We start from the raw sequence: 19,790 nt of genomic DNA on the forward strand, positions 1-19,790 counted from the left end.
CTTATTTCACAGCGCCAAAGGTCAGGCCGCGCACAAGTTGTTTCTGGCTGAACCAGCCAAGGATCAGGATCGGCGCGATGGCCATGGTGGAGGCCGCGCTGAGTTTTGCGTAAAACAGCCCTTCGGGACTGGAGTAGCTGGCGATAAAGGCCGTGAGCGGAGCCGCTTTGGCGGCCGTCAGGTTCAGGGTCCAGAAGGCCTCGTTCCAGGCGAGGATGATGTTGAGCAGCACGGTTGATGCGATGCCTGGAATGGCCATAGGTGTCAGAACATAAAGAATTTCTTCTTTCAGGGTGGCGCCATCCATCCGCGCTGCCTCGAGAATTTCGCCGGGGATTTCCTTGAAGTAGGTATAGAGCATCCAGATGATGATCGGCAGATTGCACAGCATCAGCACCACAATCAGACCCGTACGACTGTCGAGCAGTCCGAGGCGGATAAAGATCAGATAGATCGGGTACAGCACGCCTACGGCGGGCAGCATTTTTGTTGAGAGCATCCACAACAGGATATCCTTGGTGCGCTTGGAGGGCACAAAGGCCATCGACCAGGCTGCGGGCACCGCGATTAGGATGCCAAGCAGGGTTGAGCCCCCGGCAATCGCGATGGAGTTCCACAAGAAACGCAGGTAGTTGGAGCGCTCCTGTACGACGGCGTAGTTTTCCAGCGTCCAGTCAAATGCGAGGAACAGCGGCGGGTCGTTGATTGCCTGCGCCTCGGTCTTGAAGGAGGTCAGGATCGTCCAGAGGATCGGGAAGAAGATCAACAGGCCAACCGACCAGGCGGCGATGGTATTGATCGCTTTTCGGTGTTGGGTCACGGAACGTGCCATTTCGGGTCTCCTCCCTTATGCGTCGAGGTTCTTGCCGACGATGCGCATCAGGAATGCGGCAACAATATTGGCAAGGATGATGGCATAGACACCGCCAGCGGAGCCAAGACCGACGTTCTGGCTCTCCAGCACACGCTGGAAGATCAGGTAGGTCAGGGTCCGGGTGCCAAAGGAGCCTTGGGTGGTTACAAAGATCTCGGCGAAGATCGACAGCAGGAAAATCGTCTGGATCAGGACGACCACGGTGATCGCCCGGCCGAGGTGGGGCAGAATGATGTAGCCAAAGCGCGCAAGCGGGCTTGCCCCATCCATCTCTGCCGCTTCAAGCTGTTCGCGGTCGAGCGACTGAATGGCCGTCAGGAGGATCAGGGTCGCGAAAGGCAGCCATTGCCAGCTGACGATTATGATCACGGATTGCATCGAGGCTTCGGAGAGCCACGCGATCGGCTCTGCCCCGAAAAACTTCCACAGATGCGCAAAGAGCCCGTTCACGGGATCCATGAACATGTTCTTCCAAACCAGCGCCGACACGGTGGGCATCACAAAAAACGGCGCGATAACAAGGATACGTACAATGCCTTGGCCCCACATGGGTTGGTCCAGCAGGAGCGCAAGCAATACGCCAAAGATCACAGTGATCACGAGCACGCCGCCTACGATCAGCAGCGTCGCCTGCACGCTGGGCCAGAAGGCGGAGGACGATACAAAGCGGACGTAATTGTCAAAACCGACCCATCCCAGATCGCCCCCGCGCAGGGGCAGATATTTCTTGAAGGAGAAGAGCAGGGTCATTGTCAGCGGAACAAGCATCCAACCGAGCAACAGAATGACGGCAGGGGCCATCATGAAGCGCGCGGCCGAGCGGGAATGCTGGGTTGCCATTTGAGACTCCTCATCGGTCGGGTCGGGCCCTTCCGAGGCTGCAATTGAGTGAAAAAGGGCCAAGGCTCGCGTGTTGCGAAACCCTGGCCAGGAGGAGTGAGGTTAGTAGCCTGCGGCTTCCATTTCGTCAGCGACCAGAGCCTGTGCTTTTGCAAGCGCTTCGTCCGGGGTTTGCTGACCTGCGACCATGGCCGAGAATTCCTGGCCTGCGCTGGTGCCGATGCCGGCCCATTCGGGGATCGCGACATACTGGATGCCCACATAGGGCACGGGATCCACGGTGGGGCTGTTGGGGTCCGCCGCATTGATCGAGTCGAGCGTCATCTGCGCAAAGGGAACCTTGGCGTATTCAGGGTTCTCATAAAGCGACGTGCGGCTGCCAGGCGGTACATTGGCCCAACCTTCGTTTTCCGCCACAAGCGCAAGATACTCCTTGGAGGTGGCCCATTCGATGAATGCCTTGGCCTCATCCTTGGCGTCAGAACCCGCAGGCACGGCCAGCGCCCAGGCCCAGAGCCAGTTGGCCCGTTTGCCCTTGCCGGTGTCGGGTGCCAGAGCAAATCCAACCTTGTCAGCGACGGTGGAATCGTCGGGGTTGGTCACGAAGGAGGCCGCCACAGTCGCGTCGATCCACATGCCACACTTGCCTTGCTGGAACAGTGCGAGGTTCTCGTTGAACCCATTTGTAGAGGCACCCGGAGGTCCGTAGCTTTGCAGCAGATCGTTGTAGAAAGTGACCGCCTCTTTCCACTCGGGGCTGTCGAGCTGCGGCGTCCAGTCTTCGTCAAACCAGCGCGCACCAAAGCTGTTCGCCACGGTGGTGATGAAGGCCATGTTCTCGCCCCATCCTGCCTTGCCGCGCAGGCATGCGCCGTAGATTTCGGCGTCCTTGTCTGTCATCGCGGCGGCGGCTTCCTTGATGAACTCCCATGTGGGGGCTTCGGGCATTGTCAGGCCCGCGGCCTCCATCAGGTCGGTGCGATACATGACCATGGAGCTTTCACCGTAAAACGGCGCGGCATAGAGAGTGCCATTGTGTGAAAGGCCAGCGCGCATCGCGGGCAGGATGTCGTCCGCGTCGTAATCAGCCCCCATGTCGGTCAGCGGCACAAGCCAATTCTGAGCGGCCCAGATCGGGGTTTCGTACATGCCGATGGTCATCACATCGAACTGGCCGCCGTTGGTGGCGATGTCTTGTGTCACGCGCTGACGCAGCACGTTCTCTTCGAGCGTGACCCACTCCAGCTGGATGTCGGGATGTTTGGCGGTGAAGTCGTCAGTGAGGCCCTGCATCCGGATCATGTCGCCGTTGTTCACGGTCGCGATGGTCAATGTGGTCTCGGCCTGGACGGCGCCAGTTGCCATAACCGCAAGTGCAGAGGCCGCACAAAGTGCGTTTCTCAGGTACATCCGTTTCCTCCCTAGTGTCTGGATGTTGTGCCCTTACGGTAGGAGCAGGGAGGCGAATTCGTCAATAAAAAATTTACGCGCGTAAAGAATAGTCATCGAAGGGCAGCAAACTCAAGACCTTGGCGCAGGGCTTAGGCGGAGGCGCGTTTGATCAAGGTGCCCTCGAACAGGGTGCTGTTGCGCAGGTCCGGGTGCTCTCCCGATTCGATGAGGTTGAGAATCGCCTCAACGCTGCGCGTTGCGATGGCGGAATAATCCTGCGCGATGGTGGTGAGTGGCGGGCATGTAAAGCGCGCATAGGGGTGGTCGTCGTGGCCGGCAACGCGCAGCGCGCAGCCGGTCCCGCAGCCAACCCGAAGTCCGCATTCATAGGCGGCAGCCAGAAAGCCGATCGCGAGGCGATCATTGGAGCATAGAACCGTGTTTGTGCAGAGTTCGCGGTTTCGGATGGCCGCAAGGCCGCCTTTGTAGCCGATCTCTTCAAAGTCCCAGGTTTCGCCTTCAACCTGAACCAGTTTGGGGTCCAGTCCCAAGGCTTCCATGGTATCGATATATGCGCGACGGCGTTTGTAAGCATTGGGGTTGGTGGGGGTTTTCATCTCAAAGAAAACGGGCGGCTCCCCAGTTTTGCAGAGATGTTTCACCATTAAACCAACGCTTTGCGGGTTGTCGAGCCCAAAGAAGGCCTGTCCGAGGTCATCAAGGTTGTTGTCAAAGAGAACGGTCGGGACATCGGTGCAAAACCGATCGACCGCGGCCGTGTCAGAGCGGCGGCCAAGGGGGGCCAGCAGAACGCCAGCCGGACGGATCGAGCGCAGCGAGTCGAGGTTTTCGACCTCCTGCCTCGTCTCGCCATGAGAGCTGAGCAGGATCGGTCGAAAGCCACCCTGAATGACGAGATTCTCGATCACACGCGCAATCTCAGCAAAGAAAGGATCCGCAAGATACGGCACCACGATGCCAATGTTCTTGGTCAGCCTCCTGTTCTGATTCATTGCGTAGATGTTGGGCTGATAGTGGTGCTCTTGCAGTGCGGCCTCGACCTTCTTGCGGGTTGAGGCGCGGACGCTGTCGGGGTTGTTGAAATACTTGGAGAGTGTTGGTCGGGAGATGCCGCTGACGCTGGCCAGCTCTTCCATGTTGCGGATTTTCGACTCTGACATGTGCCCTCCTGAGTATTCTGGGTCCCGATTGCAGAGGTTTCGCCGTGCGGTTTGAGGCGCATTGTGCACCTTAAACTTTGCGGGCGCAAACTTTACTGGAGCTTTCTTAGAGGCTGATCCCCTGTTTTACATAAAAACGCAAGGCCGCACCTTCGAAGGTGCGGCCTTGCGTTTGACCTTGTAGTGCTGCGTTGGCGTCTAGCCCGCTGCCTCATGTGAAGCGGCAGGTGTGTCGGAGCCGTCGTCCCAAGAGGCGGGTGCATCTGTGCTCATGGGGGGATCAATCTGAAAGCGTCCGGTGACGCTGGAGAGCGTGCGCGCTTCGCTTTGCAGCAACTGACTCGACGCGGATGCTTCTTCGGCCATCGCGGTATTCTGCTGGGTGACGGCATCGAGTTCGCGCATAGCGGTGTTGATGTCTTCAAGTCCCTGCGACTGATGCTGAACACCGCCCGCGATTTCAGAGACAAGATCGCCCACCGAGGAGACCTGAGCGATAATGCTCGTCAGCGCATTGCCCGCCTTGTCCACCATCGACACCCCGTTGGCGACATGCTCCTCGCTTGCGGAGGTCAGGGTCTTGATCTCGCCGGCGGCTTCAGAAGCGCGGCGCGCAAGGTTTCGCACCTCAGAGGCCACAACGGCGAACCCTGCACCTGCTTCCCCGGCCCGTGCGGCCTCCACTCCGGCGTTGAGAGCGAGGAGGTTGGTCTGGAAGGCGATATCATCAATCATATTGATGAATTTGGCAATTTCGCTGGAGGCCTGCTGGATCTGATCCATGGCGGCCACGGCAGAGCGCACCACCTCGTTGCTCTGTTCTGCCTCGCGGCGCGTGCCACGCATGGTGCTGTCGACCTCGGTGGCCTTTTCCGCTGTTTCGCGAAGGCGCTGGCTCAGGTCCTGCATGGCTGTGGCAGTTTTCTCAAGCGTGGAACCCTGGCTCTCGGTGCGTTCGGCCATTTCGTTGGCGGCGGCGCGCTGCTCCTGCGAGAAGCGATCCACATGCTGCGAGGCTTCCACGACTTCCCGCAGGGAGTTGCGCAGGTTCTGCAGGCTGTGGTTGTAGTTCTCGCGTAGGGTCTCGTAGTCTTCGGAGAAGGGGTGTTCAATCTCGCTCACGAGATTGCCATCCTGCAGCTGCGCCAAGGCGCGGCTCATTTCATCCACCACAAAATCTGTTTCGCGTTTGGCTTCCTCTTCGCGCTCTGCAGCCTCATCCGCGCTCTTGAGCTTGTCGCGGAAGGTATCGAGGCTGCGCGCCAGATCGCCAAATTCGTCGCCACGGCTGAGACCGGAAATGGCAATGTCGTAGTCCTCTTGCGCGAGCGCATTGGTGGCGTCGCGCAGCTGATGGATCGGGCGTGTAACCCTGTTGGCAGCCGCCCAGGAAACCCCGATGGAGACAACGATCGACGCGCCGATCAGGGACAGCACCATCCAGCGGATTCGATAGATCACGGCAAAGGCCTGGGCGCTGTCGGTTTCCATCACCACCGACCAGTCAAAGCCATTGAGGTCAAGCGGCACCACAACGGCGGTTGCGGGTGTGCCCAATGCGGTGACCGTAGCGGTGAAATTACCGGCTTCGCCTGCGCGTGCCGCGGCGATATGGGGGGCATCGGGAAGAACGCTCAGGAGAGAGAAGGCACCGGCGATCATCCCCGGGCTCTTGGTGCGGCCATCCGGGTCGACAAGAAAGATGTTCTCATAGCCATCGTCCGCGAGGTTTGCGTTCAGGGCAGATTGCACAAAATCCGTTCCAATCCGTACTGCTATCACGCCCACCGGATCGCCACGCTTGTTCAGGATCGGAGAGGCAAGAAACGCATCAACGGCGCCGGAGGGCCCATAGGCTGAGAAATCTTCGACGACGACGCTGCCGGGCTCCGCCGCGAGAGCGGCTTGCGCGACGCGCGACAAGGCAGTGTCGGCCAGCACGCTGTCATTGATATTTTCCGCAAAGTCCCCTTTTTTGTGGACCGAATAGGCCACAAGCCCCGCGGGGGTGATCAGGTATATGTCTGAATATCCACTGAGTTCGGCAGTCTGCACAAAGGTCGGATGATACGTCACATGCGATTGGCTGTAGTAGGAGCCATCACCGGGATCGACCAGTGCAGCGCGCTCTTCTTCGGTGTTGGGGTTCTCTACGATGTAGTGCGTTTTAAGGAAGCCGATCTTGTCGTCGACCTCGATCATCCCGATGACGCGCTCGAAATTATTGATGGCGCGAAAGGTGGTTGGCAGTGCTGCGAGGTTGGAGACATCGCGTTGCGCAGCATCGATGCTGAAACGCAGGGCCTGCGCGCCGGCGTGCGCTTTGGATTCTTTTGCAGAAGCGACCTTCTCGTGGATGCTGCGTTCGGCCATCGTGTAGATGAGCAAAGATACGGTCACCACAAATGCAACTGTGAGGGCAACCATCAAGACGGGCAGTTTGAGTTTGAGCGAAACGCTCGATGGCTTTAGCAACACAGGGGTGGTCTCCTTGAGGGTCATACATGCGCATTTCGGTAATGTTCTCACAACTTTCCTAAGATTCAGTATTGCGACGATCTCGCGGCTGTTCGCGGTTGCTTGACTCAAGCTTTGTTGCGGTGCCATCGCATGCAGCGTGTTTGCGTCGCGATTTGCCAAGAGATTGTACAAGCTGAGGAAATCTGTCGCGCGTGCTGGTTGCGTTGCGTGCGCATCAAGGACTGCAACTGAATGTCTAAAAACTGACATATTCGCGTTCTGCAAATCTCTGATCTCGCATTTGCGGTGCGCGCCGAGCCTGACGTTGAGAGAGGGCACCTGTTGAAGTGCAGCGAGTTGACGGAACCGACTGGTCAGGCGGTTGCCGCTGCAGAGCAGCGTTATTGGTGGTTGAGATTTGCTGATCCGGGGTGGGTTTTGCTGTTCCACCCTTGCGCAATACGCGTGTTTGCGCCATAACGCGCGGGTGCGGTTGAGTGGCAAGAACTCGGGCAGTTTTTGCCAGGTTCTTTGTGCGCCTCACGCAATTACATCTGGGTTATCTGCCTTTCGTGCCTTTGCTGGCGATGGATCTCCCGCGTCTTTGAGGGCGTAGAGTTGCCCATCGAGGCTGGGTTTACGTGCAGTGTCACCTTTTTGCTGCCATTACCATTCGGTAAGTTGCCATTACCACTCGGTAAGTTGAGCGTGCACGGTGCCTACCGTTTGGTAAGGTTGGCGCTAGTGAAGTGCAGAAACCTCAGTCCAGAATAAGTTAAGAGATTGAAAGTTATCACTTTCTCACTCTCTCCATCGCGGGGTCGAAGAGCGGTTTGAGCGAAGCGGTTGCAGCGATCTTGGTCCCTGCGATGTCGATTGACCAAGCGCCTGACGTGGCGATCTCTGAGGTCAGTGGCGTTTCGATCTCCGCAAATCCAATGCCGACCGCGCCTTGAAGGGTATGCCCATAGGCGCCGACCTGGATGTAGCCGACGGGTTTATCGTCGAGATAGATGATTTCATTACCATGCAGCAGCGGCTCGGGGTCTCTCAGCAGGAATTGCAGCATGCGCCGCTTGGGCGCGCCTGCGGCCTTTATTTTGGCGAGGGCGTCGCGCCCAATGAAGCCGCCGGGTTTGTCGAGCTTCACGGCAAAGCCCAGGCCTGCCTCAATTGGTGTGTCGGTATTGTCGAGATCCACGCCAAAGTCGCGATAAGCCTTTTCCAGTCGCAGCGAAGACAGTGTTTGCATCCCGGCATTGCGCAGCCCGTGGTCTGCGCCAGCCTGCATCAGCAGGTCATAGACTTGCACGGCGTGCAGGCTCGGGACGTGCAGTTCCCAGCCCAGCTCGCCGACATATGTGACACGGAGCGCGTGAATGCGAAAGAGCCCGACATCAATATGTTGCGCAGTCATGAAGGGAAAGGCCTCTTGCGAGAGGTCTGCGGCGCTCACTTTTGCGAGGATGTCCCGGGCCTTGGGTCCATGCAGGTTGATCTGCGTGATCCCGTCGGTCATATCCGTGATTGTTACAAATTCATCGGCGCCGATGTGGCGCCGCATCCAGGTCTCCGTATGGCCGTGGCTGTTCTCCCCGACCACAACCATGAAGCGGTCGACGTCCATGCGGGTTACCGTAAGGTCAGCTTCAAAGCCGCCCGCTTGGTTGGTCCAGGCGGTATAGACCACCTTGCCGATGGGGACGTCGATGTCATTGCAGCTGATGCGATTTAGCAATGTACAGGCGTCACGTCCCTGGACAAGGAATTTTGCCATCGAGGACATGTCCATCACGATTGCATCCTCGCGGGCGGCACGGTGTTCTTCGGCGTGCCAGTCAAACCAGTTCTGCCGGCCCCAGCTATAGCGGTCGATCTTCGCCGCCTCTGGGGTCGGGGCAAACCAGTCAGGCAGTTCCCAGCCGTGGCTCTCCGTGAAATAGGCCCCGGCGGCCCTGAGCCGGTCGTAGAGTGGCGAGCGCTTGAGGCCGCGGGCCGTTTTGAAGCTGTCGTTTGGAAAATGCGCGCCGAAGCTCTTGGCGAGGAGTTCGGGGGTGCGGGCGCGTCGGTAGGCGGGTGTGTTATGCGTGCCGTCGGCAAACCGGCTAACGTTGAACGCAGTGTGATCTACCGGGCAGCGTCCTTCCACAATCCAGTGCGCCAGTGTCTTGCCGACCCCCGGTCCATAGAGGATCCCGAGCGAGTTCATCCCCGCGGCAACCCAGCAATTACGCAGGCTGGGGGCCTCGCCGATCAGGGGGGCAAGATCTGGGGTAAAACTCTCGGGTCCGCAAAAGAGCTTGCGCACACCCGCTTCGGCGACCAGTGGCACACGGCTGAAAGCGGCTTCGAGGTGAGGGGCCATGCGATCCCAGTCCGGTTCAATCTCGCCAAAGGCAAAGTTGTCCGGGATGGCGTCGATCATCCACGGGGCGGCGTCGGGTTCGAACATGCCGACCAGCAAGCCGCCAACTTCTTCTCGGTAGTAGGACCAATTGTGCGGATCCTCGAGCAGTGGCAGATCGCGGTGGATACCCTCGATCTCTTCTGTGATCAGATAATAGTGTTCTGCGGCCTGCAGCGGCAGATTAAGGCCAGCCTTTGCGCCGATCTGACGCGACCACATGCCCGCAGCAATAACCACATGCTCGGCAGCGATGTCGCCATGATCGGTACGTACACCAACAGCGCGTCCTTGCCGCGTGAGGATATCTGTCACAGCGACATCTTCAAGGATCTGCGCGCCGCGAGTGCGCGCGCCGCGCGCCAGCGCCATCGTTGTGTCCACCGGGTTGGTGCGGCCTTCCTTGGGATACCAGAAGGCGGCAAGCGTGTTGCTGAAGTCGCCAATCGGAAAGCGTTCCTGCGCCTCGCGCGGTGAGATCTCGTGGATTTCGAAACCGTGAAGGTTCATGAAGGCCGCGCCACGGCGCATTTCCTCAAGGCGTTCCGCGGTGTCTGCCGGTTGAATGTAGCCGACTTCGCGCCAGCCGGTCGCCAGTCCTGTTTCTGCCTCAAGGCCAGCAATCAGTTCGCGGCCGTGTAGATAGAGTTCGCATTCCCACTCCGCACCGAGAACGGCCGGGACGATTTCGCCTGCGGCGTGCCACGTTGTGCCAGCTGTCAGTTTGTCGCGCTCCAGAATCACAACGTCTGTCATGCCAAGTTGCGTGAGGTGATAGGCGATATTGCAGCCGATCGACCCCCCGCCGATGATCACGACTTGCGCTTGGGTCGGAAGGGAAGAGGGCATAGTCTCAACTCCTGCAGCGAACTCTAATTTGATCAAATGGCTAGCTTGACCCTAAGCCAAAATCAAGAAATTGATTGAATGAGCATTCAGTGGAGTGGATAATGTCAGACAACTTGCCTAAAAAGCAGCCACGAACCGCACCGCCCGAAGCCCGGCGTGAGCAGTTGATCGATGCGACCATCACTGCAATCAGCACATATGGTCTCTCGGGAACAACACTGGCGAAGGTCACGGCGGAGGCAGGTCTGTCGCTTGGGCTGGTTAATTTCCATTTCAAAAGCAAGGAGGCGCTTCTGACGGCAACGTTGACGCATCTTGCAGACGAACACCGCGCCCTTTGGTTCACAAGGTCCTCACAGCCGGATGTGTCTGCCGCTGACAAACTGAAGCTCATCGTCGACGCGCAGTTTCACGCCAAGATCTGCAACCGCCGCAAGCTTTCGGTCTGGTTTGCATTCTTCGGTGAGAGTCGCCCGCGCAAAGCCTATCGGGAGCTGACTGGCCCCCTCGATGAGGAGCGTCAGATTGCGACCTCTCGCTTGTGTGCGGACATCATAGCAGAGGGTGGCTACAGCGGCATCGATTCCGATACGGTTTCGGCGATGCTCGAAAGCCTCTTTGACGGGTTCTGGCTCAATATTCTGATGTATCCAGACCGCTTTACACGGCAGTCAGCCAAGGCGCAGGTTCTGTCGTATCTGCGGCTTTGCTTTCCGCAGCACTTCACGTGCCTCGATGCCGAAACGTTTGCATGAGTGTCGTGCGTGGGACAAGTGCCTGCACAGGCGTGTGCCCATGGTGTTGGCTGTGTGTCTGTTGTGGGAAGGGTGGTAGCGGAGGAGGGACTTGAACCCCCGACACGCGGATTATGATTCCGCTGCTCTAACCAACTGAGCTACTCCGCCGCTCGCTGTGTGGAGGCCATTTACGGAATGCGATCGACAGGGTCAAGGGAGAAAACAGAAAGATCCGACATTTTGGAGATTTTTTTTGCCCGCCGTCCGGCTTCTTGTTTGATGTCAGCCAGTTACGGCGATTGTGCCTTGGGGCGCAGCTTGTACGGCCACAGGGGCAGCGTCTTCGATTTCTGCCAGTTCGGGCTGCGGCAACTTGTCGAGCAGGGCAAAGACCCGCGTGCGACAGGATTCTCCGCTCCAATCTGCGGGGTGAAATATGCGTGGCACGTCCGGGTGTCGGAGCGTAATCCGGCGCCAGCGATGGACGAGGAGCGTGCGCAGGCAGGCGCGTTGCAAGGGAGAGAGGTCTGGTGGGCTCCCGAGGGGCGCAAGGGCCTGGTCAAGAGCCGCGCAGCTCTGCCGCAATGGTTCTGGAAAGAGATCGTCCTGTAGCCAGCCGGGCACATGCGCCACATCGAGATTTGCAACCAGCATGTGCGAGGTCTCTGCGGCGTGCTGCATGGCAGGGCCCGGTGTGATCGCGGCGTGGCGATTGACCCGGATGCTGGTTAGTGGCGTCTGGTCGCAGAGCGCATCCAGCGTCTCCAGCCCGTCTGGCGTGCCCGCAACAAGCAAGGTCCAGGCGTCTGTTTCACATGTGCTGCGCGCGTAGATACGGGGGGTCACCAACGCGGATTGCTGCCGCCCAAAGGGAGTCAGGAAATGAAAGGAGCCCCGCCCGCGTCGCTGGCTCTCGGTCCAGCCATCCTTACGCAAACGGTGCAGCGCAACCCGAATGGCCTCTGGTTTGATGCCAAGCGGAGTAATAACCCGCGTCAAGGCAGCACTGCTGACGCCGGCGCCTTTGTCTTGCGCCATATCTCCGAGGAAGGACACGATGATGGACCAGACCCTCAGGCCATCCGGTTCAGTGAGCGCCGTGATTGCAGTGGTAAACCAGTCGTCGGTGTGTTGTGTCATGCAGATACGATAAGGGCTGGCGCGGGTTAGCGCCAGCCCAACTGCCATGACGTGACATCATCGAGGCTGAGGTGGGTTCAGAACGCCACCATGGTCAGCAGGTCGTATTCCGCCACCAGCTCATCATCTTGATTGGTGAGGGTCACATGCCAGCGGACCTCGCCATATTCTTCGTTTCGCGGGGTCTTGGCTTTGACGGTCAGGCGCACCTTGATGCTGTCGCCAGGCACCACCGGCTTCATGAAGCGCAGGTTATCAAGTCCGGTATTGGCGAGCACGGGGCCCTCATTCGGCTCTACGAACATGCCCGCTGCAAAGGACAGGAGCAGGTAGCCATGAGCAACGCGGCCGGGAAAGAACGGGTTTCGCTCTGCGGCGGCATCGTCCATGTGGGCATAGAAGGTGTCGCCGGTGAACTGCGCAAAATGGGCGACGTCATCGCTGGTGACGACACGCGGCGCGGTGTGCAGTGTTTCCCCAATCGTGAGTGCGCCAAAGCGGCGCGTGAAGGGATGTGCGGGCCCTGTGGTTTCGGGGCCGCCGGGCACCCATTTGCCGGTGATCGCCGACAGAATCTCGGGCGAACCCTGTACCGCAGTGCGCTGCATGTAGTGTTTCACCGCACGCACGCCGCCCAGCTCCTCGCCGCCGCCGGCGCGACCGGGGCCGCCATGCACCATATGGGGCAGGGGAGAGCCGTGGCCCGTGGATTCCTTCATGGAGGTGGCATTGTTGATATAGACGCGTCCATGGAAGGCCGCGATGTTTAGCGTGACCTCGCGTGCGACCACCGGGTCTGCGGTGATCAGGGACGCCACGAGGGAGCCTTGGCCGCGATTGGCGAGTTCGGACGCATGAGAAAGGTCGCGATAGCCCATGACGGTAGAGACAGGGCCAAAGGCTTCGGTGTCGTGCACATGTCGCGCGGCGTCCGGGTCGGCACAGTGGAACAGCATGGGCGGCACGAAGGCGCCTTTGTCTTTGTCAGCGCCCTCAACGGTGAAATTGTCGGGGTCGCCAAAGACGCGGGTGGCCTCGGTTGCGATTTTGTCGGCTTGCTCCAGCACATCGCGTTTTTGCGCGGCGGAGACCAGCGCGCCCATACGGGTGCTGTCGGCGCGTGGGTCACCAATGGTGATCTTGGCAAGCGCGGCGCTCAGCCCATCGATCACAGCGTTTACCTGTGCGTCGGGCACGATGATGCGGCGGATCGCAGTACACTTCTGACCCGCTTTGGTGGTCATCTCACGCTGTACTTCCTTGAGGAAGAGATCAAACTCCGCGCTACCGGGTGCTGCGTCGGGGCCGAGGATCGACGCGTTGAGGCTGTCTTGTTCCGCTACAAACCGCACGGAGTTTTCAACAATCGCGGGGGTCTGGCGCAGTTTGAGCGCGGTTGCGGCAGAGCCGGTAAAGCTCACCACGTCCTGACAGGTCAGCCGGTCCAGCATGTCGCCAAGTCCGCCACTTACCAGTTGCAACGCCCCTTCGGGCAGAAGACCGCTGTCGAGCATTAGGCGCACGGCGGCCTCGGTGACGTAGCAGGTGGCGGTGGCTGGTTTTACAATGGCCGGAACACCGGCGAGCAGGGTGGGTGCGAGCTTTTCCAGCATGCCCCAGACCGGGAAGTTGAAGGCGTTGATATGTACCGCAACACCGGGCAGCGAGGTGCAGATGTGCTGGCCCATAAAGCTGCCGTGGCGCGACAGTTGCTCGACCGCGCCGTCTGTATAGACCGTGCTGTCGGGCATTTCGCGTCGCCCCTTGGAGGCAAAGACAAACACCGTGCCGATGCCGCCGTCCACGTCGATCAGGTGGTCCTTCTGGGTCGCGCCGGTGTCAAAGCTCTGGTCGTAGAGCTCTTGTTTGTGGGCGTCCAAATGCTGCGCCAGCGCCTTGAGCATGCGGGCGCGGTCATGGAAGGTCATGGCGCGCAGGGCGGGGCCGCCCGTATCGCGGGCATGATCGAGCATCGCTTGCACATCGAGCGTGGCATTGCCCGCGCGCGCAATCACCTCTCCGGTGATGGCAGAGGCAATCTCGCGTGCGCTGTGGTCCGGTGCGATCCATTCTCCGGCGGCAAAGCTCGCCACATCTTTCGGGCACATGTCTCGTGTCTCCCTGAAGCCTGTTGTGCAAATGCAGTGCCAGCGCCCGAGTTCGGGGCGGCTCATTTTCCTGATTGAATATATTGACCGTCCGGTCGGTTTATGCAAGTCTTTTCCCAATCGAGCGCGAAATCGGTCGCCAGGGGCAAGGGGAGGGCTCATGGAACAGAGCATTCTGACACAGGATCACGACACATGGTGCGAGATCACGCTGAACCGCCCGGATCGGCTCAATGCGTTTACCGATGAGATGCATCTGGCCCTGCGTGCCGCTTTGGAAGAGGCGCGCGACTCTGGAAAGCGGGCGTTGCTGCTCACGGGTGCTGGGCGCGGGTTTTGCGCGGGTCAGGATCTGTCGGCGCGCAATCCGGACGCGGCGGGAGGCCCCGTGGATTTGGGCTATACGGTGCGCACGTTTTATGCGCCACTCGTGAATCTGATCCGATCGCTGGAGTTTCCGGTCGTCTGCGCCGTCAATGGCGTTGCCGCAGGGGCAGGGGCGAACCTGTCGCTGGCCGCAGACATTGTGCTCGCTGCACAGAGCGCGAAGTTCATCCAGTCTTTTGCCAAGGTCGGCCTCATCCCCGACACCGCTGGCAGCTATCACCTGCCGCGCCTACTGGGCGAGGCCCGTGCCAAGGCTCTGGCCTTGACCGGAGAGCCTCTGAGTGCCGAACAGGCCGCGGATTGGGGACTCATTTGGAAATGCGTTGCGGATGAGGCGTTGATGGACGAGGCCCGCACCCTGACGGCAAAGCTCGCCGACGGGCCGACACTGGGGCTGGGGCTGACCAAATCTCTGATCCAGACCTCGGGTGCCTATACGCTTGCAGAGCAACTCGAGCGTGAGGCGGATGCGATGAAGACCTGTGGCGAGAGCGCGGATTACGCCGAAGGTGTGCGCGCCTTTCTGGAAAAACGAACGCCCGTGTTTCGGGGGCAATAATCCATGTCATTGACCGCACAACAACGGGCAGAGAAATCCGCACAGGCCATGTGGGCCGACGATCAGGCGTCCAAATGGGCCGGCATGGGCATCGAACGTGTCGACGAGGGCAGTGCCGCGCTGGCCCTGACCGTCGAAGCGCATCACTGCAACGGCCATGGGATCTGCCATGGCGGCGTGATCTTCATGCTCGCCGACAGCGCCTTTGCCTTTGCCTGTAACAGCCGCAACCAGGCGACGGTGGCGCAGCACAATATGATCAGCTTTATCGCGCCAGGTCGCAAAGGCGACAGGCTACTGGCCGAGGCGCGTGAGGTTTCTCTGACCGGGCGCAGCGGCATCTATGACGTGAGCGTCAAGAATCAGGACGGGCAGCTGATTGCAGAGATGCGTGGCTGCTCGCGCGCGATCAAGGGACACCTCTTCGAGGAATGACCCGAGGCACCCGGACCACGGGTGCAGACAGACACCAAGGCGATGGAGGACGCCCATGCTTGATTTGACACCAAACCGGGACGAATTGGATCCGATCGAGATCGCGTCCATCGACGAGATCCGCAGCCTGCAATTGGAGCGCCTGAAATGGTCGCTGCGCCACGCCTATGACAATGTGGCGATGTATAAGGCGCGGTTTGATGCAGCGGGCGTCCACCCCGACGACCTGCAGGAGCTGTCGGATCTCGCAAAGTTCCCCTTCACCACCAAAGGTGATCTGCGCGATGCCTATCCTTTTGGGATGTTTGCGGTCCCGCGCGAACAGATCCTCCGGCTGCATGCGTCTTCTGGCACCACGGGCAAGCCGACCGTGGTGGGGTACACGCGAAAGGACATCGACACTTGGGCGGACCTCTTGGCGCGGTCCTTGCGCGCCTCCGGCCTGCGGCGCGGCGATATGGTGCATAACGCCTATGGCTACGGGCTGTTCACTGGCGGGCTTGGCGCACATTACGGCATTGAGCGCCTCGGCGCGACGGTGGTGCCGATGTCGGGCGGCCAGACCGAAAAGCAAGTGACGCTGATTGAGGATTTCCGCCCCGACGGCATCATGGTGACGCCGTCCTACATGCTGAACATCCTCGAGCAATATCACCGCATGGGGATCGATCCGCGTAGCTCTTCGCTGAAGGTTGGCGTCTTTGGCGCGGAACCCTGGACCGATGCGATGCGCCGCGAGGTCGAGGCGGCCTTTGATATGCATGCGGTGGATATCTATGGTCTCTCGGAAATCATGGGGCCGGGTGTCGCCAATGAATGTGTGGAGACGAAGGACGGGCCGGTCATCTGGGAGGATCACTTCCTGCCGGAAATCATCGACCCCGAAACAGGCGCGGTGCTGCCCGATGGCGAGTTGGGCGAACTGGTCTTCACAACACTCACCAAGGAAGGCCTGCCGATGGTGCGCTACCGCACCCGCGACCTGACACGCCTGCTCCCGGGCACGGCGCGTTCAATGCGGCGGATGGCCAAGATCACCGGCCGGTCGGATGACATGATCATCCTGCGGGGCGTCAATGTGTTTCCCAGCCAGATCGAAGAGCAGATGCTCACGGTAGAGGCGCTCGCGCCCTACTATCAGATCGAGCTTTACAGCAAGGGCCGCATGGACGCGATGCGCATCCATGTCGAGGTCTTGCCAGCGGCCACCGCACCCGAACAACGCGAGGCCTGCACCAAGCAGCTGGCCAAGCGGATCAAGGATATCGTTGGCATCTCGGCAGAGATTTCGGTAGGCGAGCCCGGCAGTGTCGAACGCTCGCAGGGCAAGGCGCGCCGCGTCGTCGACAATCGCAACAAAGGATAAGAACTCTTGGCCCGGACGATTGCCAAAGACCACGATCAAAAGCGCGCGCAGATCCTCGCGGCATCGGCGCGCCTTTTTGCCGAGGAAGGCTATGACCGGGCCTCGATGACGCAGATCGCGCGGGCCTGCGGGATCTCCAAGGCCAATATCTATCACTACTACGAGGGCAAGGACGCGCTGCTCTTTGACCTTCTCGACAGCTATTTGCGCGGGCTCAGGGACCGGGTCTGCGGTCTTGAGCTGAGCGATCCGGACCCGGTTGTGCGCCTGCGCCTTATCCTGACCGAGGTACTTTTGGCCTATGAGGGCGCCGATCACGAACACAAGGTGCAGCTCAATGCGATGTCAGCGCTGCCGGAGCCACAACAGGAGCATCTGCGCGCGTATCAGCGTGAAATGGTAAAATTCATGAGCGCTGCGATCCGCGATGCGGCGCCTGATACTTTGGCTGCGGACAAGGACAAGCTGCGCGCGGTGACGATGTCTGTGTTTGGGATGCTGAACTGGCACTACATGTGGAATGCGGGCGCAGATACCGAGGACCGCAAAGGCTATGCCGATGTGGTTGCGCGCCTCACGCTTCACGGCGTCTCCGGGCTTTAGACCGCACCACAACCCATGATGCATCGGCAACGAACCGCGCTCTCTGCGCCATCGCCGAGGGAACGCTTGGGAACAATTTCCGACGTGCTACGTTTCTACATGGACGGTCAACCATCACCGGCGGCGAGGAGCCGGGAGGCAGTGTGGCGCATATGATGCGGCTCCTCCCCTTCTGGCTCCGGTCATCAGAGAGGAGATGGATCAATGTCCAAGACGTCAGGACTCTTAGCGACACTCTTTGCGGCGAGCGTGCTTGTGGCGGGGTGCAGCGACAATCAAGACATCAACGCTGTGAGTGGCGCTCTCGCGGGTGCGGCTGTAGGCAACCAGGTTGGCTCTGGCAGCGGCAAGGTAGCCGCCACGCTGATCGGTGGTGCGGTCGGCGCGCAGATCGGTGCCAATGCGCCGCGTCAATGTACCTATCGCAACAGCGCCGGGCAGACCTACAAGGCCGCGTGCCCGTCGTAACCTTTGTGCGCAACATGCAGTCTGCCCGCAGCTGCTCTGGCGCAGAGAGTGTCGCGCAAACAAAGGCTTCGTGCAAAGAAGAGGGCCGCCCAATCAAACGGGCGGCCCTCGGCAGTTCTGGTCATCGCAGTTGATGTGCTGCGATCAAATCTCGACCGGGGCGACCATGCCCACAATGTCGTAGGTCTTACGCAGGATCGGTGCAGTGATTGCGCGCGCACGCTCTGATCCCCGTGCGAGGATCTTGTCGATCTCGTCCTGGTTTTCCATCAGACGGGCCATCTCGGTGGTGATCGGCGCCATACGCTCGACCGCGAGATCGGCCAGCATCGGCTTGAATTCCGAGAACTGTTTGCCACCCACATCTGCAAGAACCTGATCCACCGTCTGATCGGCCATCGCCGCGTAGATGTTCACAAGGTTGCGTGCCTCGGGGCGCTCTTCAAGCCCTTTGGCCTCGGAGGGCAGGGCCTCGGGATCGGTCTTGGCCTTGCGGATTTTCTTGGCGATGGTGTCCGCATCATCGGTGAGATTGATCCGGCTCGCATCAGAAGGGTCGGATTTCGACATCTTCTTGGAGCCATCACGCAGGCTCATGACACGGGTGGCCGCGCCTTCGATCACCGGCTCGGTCAGCGGGAAGAAGTCAACGCCATAGTCGTGGTTGAACTTGGTCGCGATGTCGCGGGTAAGCTCGAGGTGCTGTTTCTGGTCCTCGCCCACCGGCACATGGGTGGCGTGGTAGATCAGGATATCGGCGGCCATCAGGGACGGATAGGCCAACAGACCCAGCGAGGCGTTTTGCTGGTTTTTACCTGCCTTATCCTTCCACTGGGTCATCCGCTGCATCCACCCCATGCGGGCGACGCAGTTGAAGATCCATGCAAGCTGCGCGTGCTCCGGCACCTGGCTCTGATTGATCAGGATGGATTTTTCCGGATCAAGCCCCGCGGCAATGAAGCCTGCGCACAGCTCACGCGTGGCCTTCTTCAGGTCTGCCGGGTCTTGCCAGACGGTGATCGCATGAAGGTCAACCATGCAGTAGATCGACTCCACGTCCCGCGATTGCCAGTCGACGAACCGCTTCAATGCACCGAGGTAATTCCCCAGATGCAGATTGCCCGAAGGCTGGATGCCTGAAAAGACACGCGGGGTGAAGCTGGTTTCGCTCATTGTCGAAAACTCCCGTCTGGAATTATGCACCATCGTCGCTTACCCATGGCGCAGAGTATCGTCAACAGGCGTAGACCCGTAGAGAGCGCGCCAGAGCGCCGGAGAGCAGGACCAATGCAAGATCAGAACCAATCTCCTTTTAACGCCCTGCCGCCAGTGGTGGTGGCTTTGGTGATCGTGATCATCGGTATCGAGGCAATGTTTTCCTTCGGCGCCCGCGGCTACATCGGTGGCCCGGAGGCGGTGGGCTGGCGGCTGAACGCCCTGCAGGAATACGGTTTTGGCGCGCAGTATTTCTGGTGGATGTGGGAAAACGGCACCTGGCCCTTTGATCTGCTGAAGCGTTTTGTCACCTACGCCTTTGTGCACGGGGCCTTTACCCAGGCAGTTTTTGTCTGCGTGTTCCTTCTGGCCATGGGCAAGATGGTAGGCGAAGCCATGGGTGAGATCGCCGTGGTGCTCATCTTTATCGGCTCTGCCATCGGAGGGGCCTTGGCCTATGCGCTGCTGGTCGGCGGCAATGTGGCCCTGTTCGGGGGCTTTCCGGCGGTCTACGGGTTGATCGGCGGCTTTACCCATCTTTTGTGGCTATCACTTGCGACCGTCGGCGCGCAGCAATACCGCGCCTTCACGCTCATTGCGTTCTTGATGGGGGTGCAGTTGCTCTTTGGTCTGATTTTTGGCGGCAGCCCGGAGTGGGTTGCCGATCTTGCGGGCTTTGTCACCGGGTTTGTGATGTCGTTCTTTCTGGTGCCCGGTGGTTGGGCCCGCATCCTGCAGAAACTGCGTCAGGACCGGTGATCGGCGACCCCTG

Annotated in this window: 16 protein-coding genes and 1 tRNA gene; 7 read left to right on the forward strand and 10 right to left on the reverse strand. The window is 59.9% G+C overall.

From position 1 onward, the window contains the following. Position 1 precedes the first annotated feature (1 nt). The 6 genes from TM1040_RS06465 to TM1040_RS06490 all read right to left on the reverse strand — a co-directional run bounded on the left by TM1040_RS06465 (position 2) and on the right by TM1040_RS06490 (position 10,000). The gene (locus TM1040_RS06465; protein WP_011537777.1) at positions 2-832 is read right to left on the reverse strand and encodes a carbohydrate ABC transporter permease; all 831 of its coding nucleotides are present in this window, start codon (positions 830-832) and stop codon (positions 2-4) included. A gap of 15 nt (positions 833-847) precedes the next feature. Beyond that, entirely contained in the window at positions 848-1,714 is an 867-nt protein-coding gene (locus TM1040_RS06470) for a carbohydrate ABC transporter permease (RefSeq protein WP_011537778.1), read from the reverse strand. A 102-nt stretch (positions 1,715-1,816) separates the two neighbouring features. Then, positions 1,817-3,124, reverse strand: coding sequence for an ABC transporter substrate-binding protein (locus tag TM1040_RS06475; RefSeq protein WP_011537779.1), 1,308 nt, complete (start codon positions 3,122-3,124; stop codon positions 1,817-1,819). 131 nt (positions 3,125-3,255) lie between these two features. After that, a complete protein-coding gene (locus TM1040_RS06480) occupies positions 3,256-4,287 on the reverse strand; it encodes a LacI family DNA-binding transcriptional regulator (RefSeq protein ID WP_011537780.1) in 1,032 nt (343 codons plus the stop codon). A 198-nt stretch (positions 4,288-4,485) separates the two neighbouring features. Further along, positions 4,486-6,789 (reverse strand): methyl-accepting chemotaxis protein, encoded by a 2,304-nt coding sequence (locus TM1040_RS06485; protein WP_254658854.1) that lies wholly within the window; start codon positions 6,787-6,789, stop codon positions 4,486-4,488. A 751-nt stretch (positions 6,790-7,540) separates the two neighbouring features. Next, entirely contained in the window at positions 7,541-10,000 is a 2,460-nt protein-coding gene (locus tag TM1040_RS06490; protein WP_011537782.1) for a GcvT family protein, read from the reverse strand. Between the two features lie 101 nt (positions 10,001-10,101). On the opposite strand from TM1040_RS06490, the gene TM1040_RS06495 reads away from it, so the two are divergent. Beyond that, positions 10,102-10,755, forward strand: a complete 654-nt coding sequence (locus TM1040_RS06495) for a TetR/AcrR family transcriptional regulator (protein WP_011537783.1) — start codon at positions 10,102-10,104, stop codon at positions 10,753-10,755. A gap of 73 nt (positions 10,756-10,828) precedes the next feature. On the opposite strand, the gene TM1040_RS06500 is transcribed toward TM1040_RS06495, so the two are convergent. The 3 genes from TM1040_RS06500 to paaZ all read right to left on the reverse strand — a co-directional run bounded on the left by TM1040_RS06500 (position 10,829) and on the right by paaZ (position 13,985). Further along, positions 10,829-10,905, reverse strand: a tRNA-Met gene (locus TM1040_RS06500). Positions 10,906-11,019: 114 nt separating this feature from the next. After that, positions 11,020-11,925: a PaaX family transcriptional regulator C-terminal domain-containing protein gene (locus tag TM1040_RS06505; RefSeq protein WP_011537784.1), complete on the reverse strand. Its 906-nt coding sequence runs from the start codon at positions 11,923-11,925 to the stop codon at positions 11,020-11,022. 29 nt (positions 11,926-11,954) lie between these two features. Further along, entirely contained in the window at positions 11,955-13,985 is a 2,031-nt protein-coding gene (paaZ, locus tag TM1040_RS06510) for a phenylacetic acid degradation bifunctional protein PaaZ (protein ID WP_011537785.1), read from the reverse strand. A gap of 160 nt (positions 13,986-14,145) precedes the next feature. Here paaZ and paaG point away from each other — a divergent pair, with 160 nt between their 5' ends. From paaG to TM1040_RS06535, 5 genes are all read left to right on the forward strand, one after another. Then, positions 14,146-14,931 carry a 2-(1,2-epoxy-1,2-dihydrophenyl)acetyl-CoA isomerase PaaG gene (paaG, locus tag TM1040_RS06515; protein ID WP_011537786.1) on the forward strand — a complete coding sequence of 262 codons (786 nt, stop codon included), beginning with the start codon at positions 14,146-14,148 and terminating at the stop codon, positions 14,929-14,931. Positions 14,932-14,934: 3 nt separating this feature from the next. Then, entirely contained in the window at positions 14,935-15,366 is a 432-nt protein-coding gene (paaI, locus tag TM1040_RS06520) for a hydroxyphenylacetyl-CoA thioesterase PaaI (RefSeq protein ID WP_011537787.1), read from the forward strand. A 55-nt stretch (positions 15,367-15,421) separates the two neighbouring features. Then, positions 15,422-16,732 (forward strand): phenylacetate--CoA ligase PaaK, encoded by a 1,311-nt coding sequence (gene paaK, locus TM1040_RS06525; RefSeq protein ID WP_011537788.1) that lies wholly within the window; start codon positions 15,422-15,424, stop codon positions 16,730-16,732. Positions 16,733-16,738: 6 nt separating this feature from the next. Beyond that, positions 16,739-17,335, forward strand: coding sequence for a TetR/AcrR family transcriptional regulator (locus tag TM1040_RS06530; protein ID WP_011537789.1), 597 nt, complete (start codon positions 16,739-16,741; stop codon positions 17,333-17,335). A gap of 204 nt (positions 17,336-17,539) precedes the next feature. Continuing rightward, positions 17,540-17,803: a glycine zipper 2TM domain-containing protein gene (locus tag TM1040_RS06535; RefSeq protein WP_011537790.1), complete on the forward strand. Its 264-nt coding sequence runs from the start codon at positions 17,540-17,542 to the stop codon at positions 17,801-17,803. A gap of 144 nt (positions 17,804-17,947) precedes the next feature. On the opposite strand, the gene trpS is transcribed toward TM1040_RS06535, so the two are convergent. After that, the gene (trpS, locus tag TM1040_RS06540) at positions 17,948-18,976 is read right to left on the reverse strand and encodes a tryptophan--tRNA ligase (protein WP_011537791.1); all 1,029 of its coding nucleotides are present in this window, start codon (positions 18,974-18,976) and stop codon (positions 17,948-17,950) included. 114 nt (positions 18,977-19,090) lie between these two features. On the opposite strand from trpS, the gene TM1040_RS06545 reads away from it, so the two are divergent. Further along, positions 19,091-19,777 carry a rhomboid family intramembrane serine protease gene (locus tag TM1040_RS06545; protein WP_011537792.1) on the forward strand — a complete coding sequence of 229 codons (687 nt, stop codon included), beginning with the start codon at positions 19,091-19,093 and terminating at the stop codon, positions 19,775-19,777. The last annotated feature ends 13 nt before the right edge of the window (positions 19,778-19,790 follow it).

This window comes from Ruegeria sp. TM1040 (genome assembly GCF_000014065.1).
GTDB lineage: Bacteria > Pseudomonadota > Alphaproteobacteria > Rhodobacterales > Rhodobacteraceae > Epibacterium.

Bases quoted from the DNA above. Each gene is read 5' to 3' on its own strand.
- trpS (WP_011537791.1), bottom strand. From the start codon at position 18,976: ATGAGCGAAACCAGCTTCACCCCGCGTGTCTTTTCAGGCATCCAGCCT.
- paaG (WP_011537786.1), top strand. From the start codon at position 14,146: ATGGAACAGAGCATTCTGACACAGGATCACGACACATGGTGCGAGATC.
- paaK (WP_011537788.1), top strand. From the start codon at position 15,422: ATGCTTGATTTGACACCAAACCGGGACGAATTGGATCCGATCGAGATC.
- TM1040_RS06485 (WP_254658854.1), bottom strand. From the start codon at position 6,789: ATGACCCTCAAGGAGACCACCCCTGTGTTGCTAAAGCCATCGAGCGTT.
- TM1040_RS06545 (WP_011537792.1), top strand. From the start codon at position 19,091: ATGCAAGATCAGAACCAATCTCCTTTTAACGCCCTGCCGCCAGTGGTG.
- TM1040_RS06495 (WP_011537783.1), top strand. From the start codon at position 10,102: ATGTCAGACAACTTGCCTAAAAAGCAGCCACGAACCGCACCGCCCGAA.
- TM1040_RS06475 (WP_011537779.1), bottom strand. From the start codon at position 3,124: ATGTACCTGAGAAACGCACTTTGTGCGGCCTCTGCACTTGCGGTTATG.
- paaZ (WP_011537785.1), bottom strand. From the start codon at position 13,985: ATGTGCCCGAAAGATGTGGCGAGCTTTGCCGCCGGAGAATGGATCGCA.
- TM1040_RS06480 (WP_011537780.1), bottom strand. From the start codon at position 4,287: ATGTCAGAGTCGAAAATCCGCAACATGGAAGAGCTGGCCAGCGTCAGC.
- TM1040_RS06505 (WP_011537784.1), bottom strand. From the start codon at position 11,925: ATGGCAGTTGGGCTGGCGCTAACCCGCGCCAGCCCTTATCGTATCTGC.
- TM1040_RS06465 (WP_011537777.1), bottom strand. From the start codon at position 832: ATGGCACGTTCCGTGACCCAACACCGAAAAGCGATCAATACCATCGCC.
- TM1040_RS06535 (WP_011537790.1), top strand. From the start codon at position 17,540: ATGTCCAAGACGTCAGGACTCTTAGCGACACTCTTTGCGGCGAGCGTG.
- paaI (WP_011537787.1), top strand. From the start codon at position 14,935: ATGTCATTGACCGCACAACAACGGGCAGAGAAATCCGCACAGGCCATG.
- TM1040_RS06490 (WP_011537782.1), bottom strand. From the start codon at position 10,000: ATGCCCTCTTCCCTTCCGACCCAAGCGCAAGTCGTGATCATCGGCGGG.
- TM1040_RS06470 (WP_011537778.1), bottom strand. From the start codon at position 1,714: ATGGCAACCCAGCATTCCCGCTCGGCCGCGCGCTTCATGATGGCCCCT.